10 protein-coding genes are annotated in these 13,708 nt (G+C 72.8%); 5 read left to right on the forward strand and 5 right to left on the reverse strand.

The features are described 5' to 3' along the window. Positions 1-9 precede the first annotated feature (9 nt). Positions 10-2,079: a Stk1 family PASTA domain-containing Ser/Thr kinase gene (gene pknB / locus ACFQPD_RS01175; RefSeq protein ID WP_385897529.1), complete on the reverse strand. Its 2,070-nt coding sequence runs from the start codon at positions 2,077-2,079 to the stop codon at positions 10-12. 149 nt (positions 2,080-2,228) lie between these two features. Here pknB and ACFQPD_RS01180 point away from each other — a divergent pair, with 149 nt between their 5' ends. After that, positions 2,229-2,909, forward strand: coding sequence for a thiamine phosphate synthase (locus tag ACFQPD_RS01180; protein ID WP_385897531.1), 681 nt, complete (start codon positions 2,229-2,231; stop codon positions 2,907-2,909). On the opposite strand, the gene ACFQPD_RS01185 is transcribed toward ACFQPD_RS01180, so the two are convergent. Next, positions 2,882-5,284, reverse strand: a complete 2,403-nt coding sequence (locus ACFQPD_RS01185; RefSeq protein ID WP_385897534.1) for an HAD-IC family P-type ATPase — start codon at positions 5,282-5,284, stop codon at positions 2,882-2,884. The genes ACFQPD_RS01180 and ACFQPD_RS01185 overlap by 28 nt on opposite strands. Continuing rightward, complete coding sequence (locus ACFQPD_RS01190; protein WP_385897537.1) at positions 5,274-6,365, reverse strand: polyprenyl synthetase family protein; 1,092 nt, start codon at positions 6,363-6,365, stop codon at positions 5,274-5,276. The genes ACFQPD_RS01185 and ACFQPD_RS01190 overlap by 11 nt, the downstream gene beginning before the upstream one ends. Positions 6,366-6,403: 38 nt before the next feature. Here ACFQPD_RS01190 and ACFQPD_RS01195 point away from each other — a divergent pair, with 38 nt between their 5' ends. Then, positions 6,404-7,297 (forward strand): methylenetetrahydrofolate reductase, encoded by an 894-nt coding sequence (locus tag ACFQPD_RS01195; protein ID WP_385897540.1) that lies wholly within the window; start codon positions 6,404-6,406, stop codon positions 7,295-7,297. 28 nt (positions 7,298-7,325) lie between these two features. Here ACFQPD_RS01195 and ACFQPD_RS01200 read toward each other — a convergent pair whose 3' ends face one another. Continuing rightward, positions 7,326-9,524 carry a HelD family protein gene (locus ACFQPD_RS01200; protein ID WP_385897542.1) on the reverse strand — a complete coding sequence of 733 codons (2,199 nt, stop codon included), beginning with the start codon at positions 9,522-9,524 and terminating at the stop codon, positions 7,326-7,328. A 544-nt stretch (positions 9,525-10,068) separates the two neighbouring features. On the opposite strand from ACFQPD_RS01200, the gene ACFQPD_RS01205 reads away from it, so the two are divergent. Genes ACFQPD_RS01205 through ACFQPD_RS01215 form a run of 3 tightly spaced genes read left to right on the forward strand, consistent with a single transcriptional unit; the run spans position 10,069 to position 12,561 of the window. Then, a complete protein-coding gene (locus ACFQPD_RS01205) occupies positions 10,069-10,962 on the forward strand; it encodes a formate/nitrite transporter family protein (RefSeq protein WP_385897544.1) in 894 nt (297 codons plus the stop codon). 37 nt (positions 10,963-10,999) lie between these two features. Then, positions 11,000-11,761 (forward strand): DsbA family protein, encoded by a 762-nt coding sequence (locus ACFQPD_RS01210; RefSeq protein WP_385897546.1) that lies wholly within the window; start codon positions 11,000-11,002, stop codon positions 11,759-11,761. Then, positions 11,761-12,561 carry a cytochrome c biogenesis CcdA family protein gene (locus ACFQPD_RS01215; RefSeq protein WP_385897549.1) on the forward strand — a complete coding sequence of 267 codons (801 nt, stop codon included), beginning with the start codon at positions 11,761-11,763 and terminating at the stop codon, positions 12,559-12,561. Before ACFQPD_RS01210 ends, ACFQPD_RS01215 begins: the two co-directional genes overlap by 1 nt. A 2-nt stretch (positions 12,562-12,563) precedes the next feature. Here the strand turns inward: ACFQPD_RS01215 and ACFQPD_RS01220 are convergent, their stop codons facing one another. Beyond that, complete coding sequence (locus ACFQPD_RS01220) at positions 12,564-13,700, reverse strand: hypothetical protein (RefSeq protein WP_385897552.1); 1,137 nt, start codon at positions 13,698-13,700, stop codon at positions 12,564-12,566. Positions 13,701-13,708: the final 8 nt, after the last annotated feature.

A 13,708-nucleotide genomic window follows, 5' to 3' on the forward strand; every position in this document is an offset into this window, starting at 1 on the left:
GGAGCCGCGTCAGGCGACGTGCAGGACCACCGTCGACCCGACGGGCACCGACGTCCCCTCGCCGGGGTCGGTCCCCGAGGCGATGTTGAGCGGGATGGGGAAGTCCGACGACCGCCGCACCTCGATCTTGAGGTCCAGGTCCTCCAACAGCTTCACGGCCTCGTCGGTGCTCTTCAACCGGACCGACGGGATGGTCACCATGACCGGGCCGAGGGACTTGGTGATCGTGATGGTGTCGCCGCGCTTGCCGGTGCCGGACTTCGGGTCCTGCTTGATGATGCGGCCGGCCTCGACCGTGGCCGAGTTCTCCTCGCGCACCTCGACGGCGAAGCCGAGCTTCTTGAGGTCCGCCACCGCCTGGTCCGCCTTGTCGCCGGTGAGGTCGGGGATGCGGATGGGCTCGGGGCCCTTGGACACGGTGAGATCGATCGGCGTCCCGGGCTTCAGCTGCGTCCCGGGCTCCTGCGACGCGGTGAGCACCTCGCCCACGGGCCGCGACTCCGACCACACCTCCGTCACCTCGCCCACGGCCATCCGGCCCTCGACGATCGCCCGCTCCGCCGCCTCCCGCGACGCGCCCACCACCTCGGGCATGGGGTAGCGCTCGGGTCCCAGCGACATCACGAGCGTGACCTCGGAGCCGCGCAGCATGCGCTCGCCCGACGACGGGTCGGTCTCGATGACCAGCCCCCTCGCCACGGTCTCGGAGTACTCGTCGACCGTCGTGACGGTGAGGTCGTTGGCCACCGCCGCCTCGCGGGCCTTCGCCTCGTTGAGGCTCGCCATCGCCGGCACAGAAGTGAACCGGCCCTCCATCCACCACCACGTCCCGACGCCGGACAGGACCGTCAGCAGCAGCACCAGCGTCACGCCGATGACCCAGCGGCGCCGCCGGTGCACCGGGTCGTGTGAGATGTGCAAGTTCGGGAAGACGGGCGTGCGCTGGCTGCGCGGGCCGGCGCTGGGTTGCGACCGCGGAGGCACCGGCGATGGCACGGGCGTCGCCGGGATGGGGGAGACCGGGGACCGGGCCGGGCGCGTCGCCGCCGGGGGCCGGGATCCGCGGCGCACGATCACCGTCTCCGGCTCGTGCGGGGACGCGGGCCGCGGCCGGTCGGCCGTGCGGTGGTGCACCGGCTGCGTGTCGTCATCGGTGGGGCTGTCGGGCAGGATCGCGGCGGCCAGCGCCGGGTTGTCGGACCCGCCCGTGCGCAGCAGTTCGTGCCGCACCCGGCGCACCGCGGTCAGCAGCTCGCGGCCGTCGGCGATCCGCGCCCGGGGATCGCGCGCCACGCACGCGAGGACCAGGGTGTCGACGTAGTCGGGGATCTGGTGCTCGGCCGTGTGCCCGATCTCTTCGAGCCGCTCCGACGGGCGCTCGATGTCGACGTTCACGTGCCGGTAGGCGATCTGGTAGTTGTTCTCGCCCGTGTGGGGCTTGCGGCCGGTCAGCATCTCGAACAGCACGACGCCGGCGGAGTACACGTCACTGCGGCCGTCGGGGCGCGCGTGCGTGACGAGTTCGGGCGGCAGGTAGCTGGCGGTGCCCACCAGGACGCCGGTCGCGGTCATCTGCGGCGACCCGACCTGGCGGGCCAGGCCGAAGTCCGCGACCTTGATCTGGCCCCGCGCGGTGATCATGACATTCTCGGGTTTGATGTCGCGGTGCACGACGCCGGACTCGTGCGCGGCCGCCAGCGCCGCGGCCACCTGCTCGAAGATCTCCAGCGCCCGGGCGGGGGGCAGCGGGGCCTCGCGGCTGATCACGCGGCGCAGCGTCTCGCCGTCGATGAACTCCATGACGATGTACGGCTGGCCCTGCGAGCTGCCCTGGTCGAAGACGCTGACGACGGCGGGGTGGCTGAGGACTGCGGCGGAGCGGGCCTCCCGGTCGAACTTGGCCGCGAACTCGTCGTCCTCGCCGAGGTCGCTTCGCATCACCTTCACCGCAACCGCGCGCGACAGGCGCAGATCGCGCGCGCGATAGACCGTGGCCATGCCGCCGCGCGCCACCTTCGCCACGATCTCGTAGCGGTCGTCGAGCACGTGACCGACCAACGGGTCGAAAGTGCTGTTCATGCCACTCCAAGCACGGTCGGGGAAGAGGCCGTGTGAGCCCGTCTGGACCCCGATTGTAGACGGCGGCCCGCCCGGACGCCGCGTCGCAGGTGCGGCGAGTCGGTCCGGAGGCGCCCTCCGGCCAGGGACGGCGGGCTAGATTGGGGCGCATGACAGCCCTCGTCGGACTCAAGACCCGCCTGCGCCTGGCACGGCTCGCCCTCGTCATCCCGCCGCACGCGGCCGGCCCCGAGGCCGCCGACTTCGCGGCCCACGGCGCCGACCTGCTCATCTTCACGCGCGGGGACCGCAGCGTCGAGGAGGCCGTCGAGGTCATCGACGTCGCCCGCAAGCGGCTGTTCGGGCTGCAGACGATCGTCGCGACGGACTCGGCCGACGTCGGCCAGGCCGCCAAGGCGGACGCCGTCTTCTACCGCCGGCCCGGGTGGCGGCCGTTCGGGTTCCGCAAGCCCCACGAGTTCGCGCTGCTCGGCCGCTCCATCGACGGGCCCGAGGACGCGGACAAGCTCGACGGCGACCCGTTCACCTTCGGTTTCGTCGGCCCGGCCATCGAGGACGGGCTGGTCGGGGCGGGGGTCGCGGAGATGGCGCGGCAGTATCCGCCGATGGCGCTGCCCGCGCACCCCGTCTGGTTCGCCGCCGGTGGCATCTCGCCGGACACGGTCGAGGCCGTCATCGCGGCGGGCGCACGGCGCGCAGCGGTGTCGTCGGCCGTGTTCGACAGCGAGGACCCGTTCGCGACGACCAGGCTGCTGGCCGATGCCCTCAAGGGCGCCTGGATCACCGAGCCCGGGGCCGAGGCCTACGGCGAGGACGCGTTCCGCGCCTGAGTGAGGTGCCCCGCTCCGGGTGCCCACACCCGCGGCCGCTCGCCGCGGATCGCGGCGGTGATCCACCACGTCGCCTCGACCACCGCCATGCCGACGGCTCCCGCGACGATGCCCACCATGAGCTTCGCCGGGTCGGTGGTGTCGAGGGCCAGTGCGTCGTGCCACACGGGGATCCAGAACATGAGGAAGTAGAACGCGAACGCGAACGCGACCAGGCCGATCCGCCACCAGTAGTAGGGCCGCGCGACGGTGGCCAGCACCCACGTCGCGGTCATGATCAGCGCGATGAGGGTGGCCGTGGACGCCTGGTGCTGCGCGGCGTCGGTGACGTCGCCGAAGCCGCGCGTCATGACGTAGGTGACGGTCGCGACGGCGGTCACCGTCAGCCCGCCCGGCACCGCGACGGTGAGCGTGCGCCGCACGAAGCCCGGCCGGGCGCGCTCCCGGTTGGGGGCGAGGCTGAGCAGGAACGCCGGGATGCCGATCGTGAACCAGCCCACCACCGTCATCTGTAGCGGCAGGAAGGGGTTCGGCAGCCCCATGAGGCCGATGACCAGCGCCAGCCCGACCGCGTAGATGGTCTTGGTGAGGAACAGCTTGGCGACCCGCTCGATGTTGCCGATGACCCGCCGCCCCTCCGCGACGACGTACGGGAGCGTGGCGAACCGGTCGTCGAGCAGCACGATCTGCGCGACCGCGCGCGTGGCCGGTGCCCCCGACCCCATCGCCACACCCAGGTCGGCGTCCTTGAGGGCCAGCACGTCGTTGACGCCGTCGCCGGTCATCGCGACGGCGTTGCCGCGCGCCTGCAGCGCCCCGACCATCGTCCGTTTCTGTTCGGGCGTGACGCGTCCGAACACGTCGTGGCGGTCGACGACGTCGGCGAGCTCCTCGGTGCCGGCGGCGGGCAGGGTGCGGGCGTCGATGGGGTCGCCGATATCGACGCCCAGCGAGCGGGTGACCGCCCCGACGGAGGCCGCGTTGTCGCCGGAGATCACCTTCACGCGCACACCCTGCTCCTGGAAGTAGGCCAGGGTGTCGGCGGCGTCGGGCCTGGTCAGCTGGTCGAGCACCACGAGCGCGACCGGGGAGACGGGTCCCGGGGCGGCGGCGTCGTCGACGCTGATGGCGCATCGGGCGAGCAGCAGCACGCGGCGGCCGGACGCCGCGATGACGTCGGCGTGTCCCGCGACGGCGGGCTCGGCCAGCACGTCGGGTGCGCCCAGCACCCACGACGTGCCGTCGCCGAAGGTCGCGCCCGACCACTTCTTCGCCGACGTGAACGGGGCGCGGGCCGTGACCAGCCACGGCCGGTCCGTGGGCCCGACGGCGGCCGCCACCGCCTGCATCGACGCGTTCGGCGCGGGGTCCGCCGTCACCAGCTGGGCGAGGGCCTCGCGGGCGGCGTCGGCGTTGCCGTCGAGGGGGATGATCTCGGCCAGCGTCATGGCGTTCTGGGTGAGGGTGCCCGTCTTGTCGGCGCACACGACGCTGACCCGGGCGAGGCCCTCGATCGCGGGCAGCTCCTGCACCAGGCAGCGCCGGCGGCCCAGCCGGATGACGCCGAGCGCGAAGGCCATGGACGTGAGCAGGACGAGGCCCTCGGGCACCATCGGGACCAGGGCGCCGACCATGCGCAGCGCCGACTCCTGCCACGTGGTGTCGGGCTGGCTGAACTGGACCACGATCGTCAGCAGCCCCACGGGCACGAGCAGGAACGACACGTACTTGAGGATCTGGTTGATGCCCTGCCGGAGCTCGGAGTGCACCAAGGTGAACTTCGCGGCCTGCGCGGTGAGCTGGGCGGCGTACGCGTCGGCGCCGACCTTCTCGGCGCGGTAGGCGCCCGACCCGGACACGACGAACGCGCCGGACAGCACCGGGTCTCCGGGCTCCTTCGGCACGGGGTCCGCCTCGCCGGTCAGCATCGACTCGTCGACCTCGAGGTAGTCCGCGGCCACGACGGCGCCGTCGACGACGATCTGGTCACCCGGCGCGACGACGATGAGGTCGTCGAGGACGACATCGTCGCGGGCCACGAGCCTGCGCTCGCCGTCGCGGACGACGGTGGGGTGCGCCTCGCCGATGACCGCCAGGTTGTCCAGCGTCCGCTTGGCGCGCAGCTCCTGCACGATGCCGATGATCGAGTTGGCGACGATGAGCAGCGCGAACGCCCCCTGGGTGAGGTTGCCGGTGGCCGCCACGATGCCGAACAGGACCAGCAGGATGCCGTTGACCCGGGTGAACACGTTGGCGCGCACGATGTCCCAGGTGCTGCGCCCCGAGCGCGCCGGCAGTCTGTTGATCTGGCCGGCGGCGGTGCGCTCCTCGACCTCGGCGGCGGTCAGGCCGCGCAGCTGATGGTCAGTGGGCACGCCGGACGCTCCGCGCGGCGAGCTCGCCCAGCGCGGTGCGGCCCGCCGCCGTCATGTCGGTGGCCGCGAGCACGGCGAGTGCCTGGGTGTAGTGCTCCTCGATGAGTCCCTCGACGTGCGCCCGGGCCCCGGAGGCGTCGATGAGCCCGGCCGCGCGCTCGACGTCGCCGTCGGTGAGCTCGCCGGCGCGCAGGAGGGCCTCGAGTTCGGCGGCGTCGGCGGGGGAGGCCTCGGCCAGCGCGGTCAGCACGAGGACGGTGCGCTTACCCTCCCGGATGTCGCCGCCGTAGGGCTTGCCGGTGACGGCCGGGTCGCCGTAGACGCCCAGGACGTCGTCGCGGAGCTGGAAGGCCCGGCCGACCAGCGAGCCGAACCCGCCGAGCGCGGCCAGGAGGGCGTCGTCGGCGCCGCCGAGGGCCGCGCCGATCTCCGCGGGGCGGCGGATCGAGTAGCGGGCCGACTTGAACTCCAGCACGCGGCGGGCGTCGTCGAGTTCCTCGGCGGGTGTCGTCGCGCCCGTGACGCCGTACTGCGCGGCGACGTCGAGGTACTGCCCGGCCGTGACCTCCGCGCGCATGGCGCTGAGCAGCGGGCGGGCGCGGTCCAGCAGCCCGGCACCGGATGCGTCGGCCAGCTCGATGCTCCACATCAGCAGCAGGTCGCCCAGCAGGATGGCCGATGACGTCCCGAACTCGCCGGCTGACGACCGGCCCCGCTGCGCGGCGTGCAGTTCCTCGAAGCGCTTGTGGGCCGCGGGGAGGCCGCGGCGGGTGTCGGCGGCGTCGATGAGGTCGTCGTGGACCAGGGCGCTGACGTGCAGCAGGTCGAGCGAGGAGGCGACGGCGAGCAGCGGCCCGTCGTCGTCCGGCTGGCCCGCCGCCGCGACGTAGCCCCAGTAGCAGTACGCCGGCCGCAGCCGCTTGCCGCCGGCGGTGGCCTCGCGGGCCACGTCGAGCAGCGGTGTGGCGCCGATCTCCGACAGGAGCGGGGCCTGAGCGGCCAGGAAGCCGTCGATGGTTCCGCTGATCGCGGACAACAGAGGTCCGCTGAGCGGGGAGGTGGGGTCCAGGGAGCGGCTCACGGATCGAGCTTAGTAGGGGCGGACCCTATTGTTTCCCCATGCCGTCGACCGATCCGAAGCCCGGGACCGTGGCGGAGCTGTTCCGTTCGGCCCAGGGCCCCCTGTTCTCGTTCGAGTTCTTCCCCCCGAGGTCCGAGGAGGAGGAGCCCGTGCTGTGGGCCGCCGTCGAGGCGTTGGCCCCGCTGCAGCCGGCGTTCGTGTCGGTGACGTACGGCGCGAACGGGTCGCGGCGCGACCGGACCATCCGGGCCACGCGCCGCATCGCCGAGTCCGCCGGGCCGTTGACGGTCGGCCACCTCACGTGCGTGGCGCAGTCCAAGGCCGAACTGGCCGAGGCGCTCGCCGAATACCGCGAGGCCGGCGTGACCAACATCCTCGCGATCCGCGGCGACATGCCCGGCGGCGGGCCGTGGGAGCGGCACCCTGAGGGCCTGGCCAACGCGACCGAGCTGGTGCGGTTCATCAAGTCCGAGGGCGACTTCTGCGTCGGTGTCGCGGCGTTCGCGAACCCGCACGAGACCAGCAACGACCCGGACCTCGACGCGCGGATCCTCCTGGACAAGGTGGAGGCGGGGGCGGAGTTCGCCATCACGCAGCTGTTCTTCGAGGCGGAGCGCTACGCGGAACTCGTCGAGCGCATGCGCGGGCTGGGCTGCGAGATCCCGATCGTGCCGGGGATCATGCCGCTGACGGTGATCACGCAGATCGAGCGGTTCGCGGCGCTGTCGGGGCGGGCACTGCCCGACGCGCTGGTGTCGCGGCTGCGGGCGTGCGCGTCGAAGGAGGAGGTGCGCGAGGCGGGCCTGGCGGCGGCGGTGCAGATGAGCCGCGACCTGCTCGCCGCCGACGCGCCCGGGCTGCAGTTCTTCACGCAGAACCGCTCGAAGGCGACCCGCGAGGTCCTCGCCGAGGTGCTGACCACCGCCCGCTGACCCCGGCTCCGCGAGGCCGGGCGTCCGGTCAGTCCAGGAGGGCCCGCCACGCGGAGGTGTCGACGTCGAGCGTCACCATCCGCTGCGTCGCCCGCGTCAGCGCGACGTACAGCACCCGCTCCGCGCCCGGCGCCTCCGCGACGATCCCGTCCGGCGACACCACCACGACGCCGTCGTACTCCAGGCCCTTCGCCTGCAGCGCGGTGACGACGATGAGCCGGTTCTCGAACTCGCGCAGCCGCCGGTCCTCCATCACGAACAGCTGCACCTCCTGCAGCAGCGACGGCGGGCACACCACGCCGATCGTGCCCGTGACCTGGCCGGCCAGCTCCAGCAGCTGGTCGCGCAGGGCGTCGTGCAGATCCGCGCGCGTGGTGCGGGCCAGCGTCGGCTCGACGCCCGTCGAGCGCACCGCCTTCGGCAGGTCCGCCTCGGGGAACACCTTCGTGATCACCTGCGACGCCAGCGCGAACACCTCGCTGGGGGAGCGGTAGTTCGTGCTCAGCGTGAACGTGCGGCTCGGCGCGCGGCCGATGAGGTCCTCCATCGCGCGCCGGTTCTCCTCCGGGCGGGGGTAGGAGCTCTGCGCCGGGTCGCCCACGATGGTCCACGACGACTGCGGCCCGCGGCGGCGCAGCATCCGCCACTGCATGGGCGTCACGTCCTGGCCCTCGTCGACGAGGATGTGCGCGTACGTCGTCTGCGGATCCTCGTCGGGGTCGACGGTGCGCTCGGTCCGCAGCAGGTCCGCCGTCGTGAGCACCTCGGGGACGTTTCCGCCCTCGAGGAACACGTCGACCTCGGGCTCGGCGTCCTCCGGGGCCGGGCCGAGGATGTCGATGAGCTCGTCGAGCAGCGCGATGTCCGCCACCGACCAGCCGCGCTCGATCTCCGCGCCGTCGTCGAGGCCCTCGACCCACGCGTACGAGCGCACCAGCGCCGCCCGCTCGGCGTCGTCGAGTTCGCGGGCGACCTTCTCCACGACGGCGGGGTCCGCCAGCCGGGCGAGGGCCCGGGTCGCGGTGAGGCTCGGCCACCAGGCGTTCATGAACATCGCCAGGCGCGGGTGGTCGCGGACGCGCTCCTCGAGCTCGGCCGGCTCGATGGCGACGTCGTCGGGGAACTTGCGGATCAGCGCCTGCACGACCATGTCGGTGGCCTGCTTGCGGCCGCGGTTGAGCTTGGTGGAGCTGAGGACGGTGTCGCGGATCCGGCCGAGCTCGTGCTCCTCCAGGCCGAGAACCTCGCCCTTGACGGTGACCCGCAGCCGCAGCAGGTCCGGGTGGTCGATCAGCGGGGTGCGCACCAGCCGGCGCAGCACCTTGAGCATCGTGAGGCTGCCCTTGACGGTGGCCGCGGCGGCGTCGTCGACGTGCTCGCTCGTGATCCCCAGGACATCCCCGGCGACGGCGCCGATGGCCTTGAGGGTGACCGAGTCTTCGCCGAGGCTGGGCAGCACCCGCTCGATGTAGTTCATGAACACCGACGACGGGCCCACCACCAGCACGCCGCCCTTCTCCAGGCGCGCGCGGTTGGTGTAGAGGAGGTAGGCCGCGCGGTGCAGCGCGACGACCGTCTTGCCGGTGCCGGGGCCGCCCGCGATGATCGTGACGCCCTGGTACGGGGCACGGATGGCCTCGTCCTGCTCGGCCTGGATGGTGGCGACGATGTCGCGCATCGTGCGGCCGCGCGCTCGGCTGAGCGACGCCATGAGCGCGCCCTCGCCGAAGATGGGCAGCTCGGACTCGGAGGAGCCGTCCAGGAGGTCGTCCTCCAGGCCGACGACGCGGTCGTCGCGGCAGCGCAGCACCCGACGGCGGACCACGCCCATCGGTTCGGCCTGCGTCGCGCGGTAGAACGGCTCAGCGGCGGGGGCGCGCCAGTCGATGACGAGGGGCTCGTACTCGGCGTCGCGGACGCCGATGCGGCCGATGTAGCGGGCCTCGTCGGAGGTGAGGTCGATGCGGCCGAAGACCAGACCCTCGTGCTCGGCGTCGAGGATGGCGAGGCGGCGGGCCGCCTGATAGGCGAAGGCGTCGCGCTCGAACAGCGCGGTGCCGTCCTCCTCGCGGAAGAAGTTGGTGCGGTCGGAGAGGTAGATCTCGCGGCCCGCCTGGGCCATCGACTTGGCGCTGGCGGTGGCGGTGGACAGGTTGGCGTAGACCTTGTCGACGTGGCGCTGTTCCAGGGCGATTTCGCGTTCGAGGTCGGCGCGCGAAGTACTCAACTCAATGCATCCTCTGGGTGAGACAGACAGTCAAGCCTACTCGGTCGGTGGGTGCGGGGTCGCATCGCGTTCGCGGGCTGGCGACGCCGCCCCGCCGTCGGCCACCCCTGCCGCGCCGTCGGCCGGACGGGGTTGAGCCTGACTCGCGGTCTGCGGGGGTTGGTTGAGCCTGACTCGCGGTCTGTGAGGGCCAAATGAGCCTGAGGCGAGTCTCGTCCAGAATATGAACGATCAAAGGCCAGAATCCACCGTCGACCACCGAATCAGGCTCATCGCCTCTTCCAAGCGCCCGGCCGGGACGAGCCTGCTACATGGCTCGACGGAAATATGAACGATCAAACAGCCCATATCGGCCGTCGACCACAGAATCAGGCTCAACCCACCCCCGCAAGCCGCGAGTCAGGCTCAACCGACGCCGCCGGACCGCGCGTCAGGCTCAACGCGACACCACGCCGCGCACGCAGATTTGTCGCGACATAAGTAGCAACCTGAAATCAACCATCCACCGTTCCGCTCGACGGTTAGTCATGTCAAACTTTGCCCCATGGATCCGACTCGCCAGCGTCTCTTCCCAGGCCTCTTCTTCATCGACGCGGTGCTCGAGGCCGCGGACACGAAGGCGGAGATGTCGCGCCGCATCACGGTGCAGTACCTGCAGCGGGCCGCCATGGCGGGCATCCTCATCGGCACGTTCTACCTCGCCTACTTCGCGGTCAGCGCCGTCTTCGCCGGCATCCCCGCCCTCGGCGACGGCGGCCCGGGCCTCGGCCGTGCGGTCGGCGCGTTCGTGTTCGGCTGGGCGCTGGTGTTCATCTACTTCACCAAGTCGGAGCTGCTGACTTCGAACATGATGGTCACCTCCATCGCCTTCTATCACCGACGGCTGCGGCCGATGCACGGCCTGCTGCTGCTCGCGCTGTGCTACCTCGGCAACGCCATCGGCGGGCTCCTCCTCGGCGTCATGGCCCGCTACTCGACGCTCACCGCCGGCCACGTCGAGGAGAAGATGCTGGCCGCCGTCGAGGTGAAGCTCGGCTACATGGCGACGGCGTCGGGCATGGGGGACCTGTTCGTGCGCGCCATCCTCTGCAACCTCATGATCAACGTGGCGATGCTGCTGGTCTACAACGGCTTCCTCAAGGACTCCATCACCATGGCGCTCGCGATGGTGATGTCGGTGTTCATCTTCGCCTTCCTGGGGCTGGAACACTCGGTGGCCAACACCATCCTGTTCACCATCGTCGGCTTCGGCCCCGGCATCGACGTGTGGCCGGCCCTGGGCAACGTGGCCATCGCGCTCGTCGGCAACTTCATCGGCGGGGGCGTGCTCATCGGCATGTACTACGCCCACGTCAATGACGGCCGCTGGCTCGACGGGCGTCGCGGCGCGGCCCAACCGCCCCAGGAATTGGCCGGACAGGTACCCCCTGGGGCATAGTGGGGTTGCCCGAGCAGTCACTCTGATGGAGGACCCGATGGACACCGACAAGCCCCGGATCAGCGGATTCACGTGGACGGTGATCGCGCTGCTGGGGGTCGGAGTGGTGCTGCTCGGCGTGTTCGCGCGCCCGGCCGGGCCGTCGACCGCGGCCGCACCCACGAGCTCGGCCAGCGACACCGAACCGCCCGCCACCGTCGAGACGCCCGCCGAGAAGTCCGCCGAACAGGTGCAGGCCGAGGCCTTCCTCATCGAGACGCTCCCGCGCCGCGTCGACGGCGACCCGCTCGCGATGGGCAGCCCCGACGCCCCCGTCGTGCTGACCGAATGGGCCGACTACCGCTGCCCCTTCTGCTCCGTCTGGGCGGAGGAGACGCTGCCCGAACTGCAGCGCTACATCGACGACGGCACGCTGCGGGTCGAGTTCCGTGACCTCGCCATCTTCGGCGACGAGTCCGTCCGCGCCGCGACCGCGGCCCGCGCCGCCGGCCAGCAGGGCCGCTACTTCGAGTTCGCGCACGCCCTCTACTCGGCGCTGCCGAACGAGGGGCACCCCGACGTCACCGACGAGACCGTGCTCGGCATTGTCGCGGACCTCGGGCTCGACGAGGAGCAGTTCGCCCGCGACTGGGCCGACCCGGCCCTCGCCAACGCCGTCCTCAGCGACACCCTCGAGGCGCAGCAGATGGGCATCACCTCGACGCCGGCGTTCGTGATCGGCGGCCAGTTCATCGCCGGCGCGCAGCCGCTCGAGGTGTTCGAGCAGGTGATCGACGACCAGGCCGCGCTGCTCGGCTGATGGGAATCGGGTACGCCGGCGCCTTCCTCGGCGGCACGGCGGCGCTGCTCAGCCCCTGCGCCGCCATGCTGCTGCCCGCCTTCTTCGCCTACGCCTTCGGCCGCTCGACGGCGACCCTGCTGGGGCGCACCGCACTGTTCTACCTGGGGCTGCTCGTCACCCTCATCCCGCTCGGGCTGACGGCCGGGGCGCTCGGCGGGCTCCTGACGACGCACCGCTCGACCGTCGCGACCGTCGGCGGCGTGGTCCTCATCGTGTTCGGCGCGCTGCAGGCCCTCGGGGTGCCGCTGCCGATCCCCGGGCTCCGCTCGGCCGGCCGCGACCCCCGCGGCGCCGTCGGCGTGGTGCTGCTCGGCATGACCTATGGGCTGGCGGGCGCCTGCACCGGCCCGCTGCTCGGGGCGGTGCTGACCATGGCGGCCGTCGGCGGCAGCTCGGTCTACGGCGCGATGCTGCTCGCGATGTTCGGCCTCGGGATGGTCGTGCCGCTCGTGCTGCTCGCCGCGGTGTGGGACCGCCTCGGCGCCGGTCGCGGGTGGCGCCCGCGCCAGCTGCGCTGGGGGCCGCTGACGACGTCGTGGCCGGGCATTGTCTCCGGCGTGCTGTTCGTCGTCATCGGGGTGCTGTTCCTCACCACCGACGCCACCGCCGCGCTCGGCGGGCTGCTGGACGCGTCGGGGCAGTACCGGCTGGAGTCGTGGCTGTCCGGCGTCGGCGGCCGGGTGCCGGACCTCGCCGTCGTCGGTGCGCTGCTCGCGGTGGGCGGCGTCGTGGTGTGGGCTCGGCTGCGGCGTCGCTGACGCTAGCGGGGGGTCCGGCGCCCGCCCGGCCGGAACTCGCGGTTCGTCGGGCGGGAGTCCTCGCCCGTCAGCCGCTCATGCGTCTCGTAGACCGCCAGCGCCGCGCTCGCCAGCTCCGCCCAGGGCTCCGGGCCGGCCGGTGAGCACGCCGACGCCGCGGGGACCTCCGCCACGACGGCGGGGCGGCGCAGCACCGCGCGCGCGGATCGCGGCGCCAGGCCCCACGCGAGGTCGGGCCGCACCCGGGTGAAATCCCAGGTCAGGGCGCCCGGCCAGTGGATCACCGGCCAGGCGCCCGTGTGGTCGACGATCTCCGCCTCCGCGGGCCCCGACGCCGGCGGCCCCGCCACGACGGCGGGCGCCAGGGCCGCCGTCGCCCAGCGGGGGCGACGGGGCCGGCAGTCGACGGCGGGAGCGTCGTCGGTGCCGTCCACCACGGCGACGCGCCGGGTGGCGAGCCGGTCCGCCAGCAGGTCGACCAGCCGGCCGCCGGGCTGGGGCAGGCCCGTGTCGTCGACGAGCCGCCAGCGGCCGAACGTGCGCTCGACGACGAGCCGCGTGGCCAGCAGCCCCGGCGCCCGGCGGGAGCGGGTGCCGGCCACGGGGGCCAGGTCCTGGATGAGGCGCGCTAGGTGGGGGTGCCCGGCGCGGTCGGCGACGTCATCGAGGGTGCGGTCCAGCAGCAGGGCGCGCCGGTCCGCGGCGGTCCGCGGCGCGTCGGGGCGTTCGACGCCGAAGCGGCGCGCCGCCAGCCAGGCGTCGTCGAGGGCGTCCAGAGTGTCGCGCCACCGCCCGGCCGCCACCTCCCCGTAGTGCCGGGTGAGCACGGCGAACTGCCTGCCGCGCTCCGTCGGCAGCTCCAGCTCGGAGCCGTCCGCGAACCGGTGCACGGCTGGCGGCGCCTCGACCAGGGCCAGGCCGGCGCGGGCGAGTTCCGCGTCGAGGGGGCGGCCGGTCTTCTTGAACAGGTCGCGCCAGGTGGCGGGCAGGGTGACGACGGGGGGCAGCGCGCCGGCCCCCGGCGCCCAGCGCCCGCCCAGGGGTTCCCCGGCCAGATCCAGGCGCACGCGATGGCCCAGTTTCGCGAGCCGAGCGGCCGTGGCCATGCCGGCCAGCGTGCCGCCGCGGATCGTGAGCATGCCGCTCA

It is taken from the genome of Tessaracoccus sp. O5.2, from assembly GCF_964266725.1.
GTDB lineage: Bacteria > Actinomycetota > Actinomycetes > Propionibacteriales > Propionibacteriaceae > Arachnia > Arachnia lapidicapta.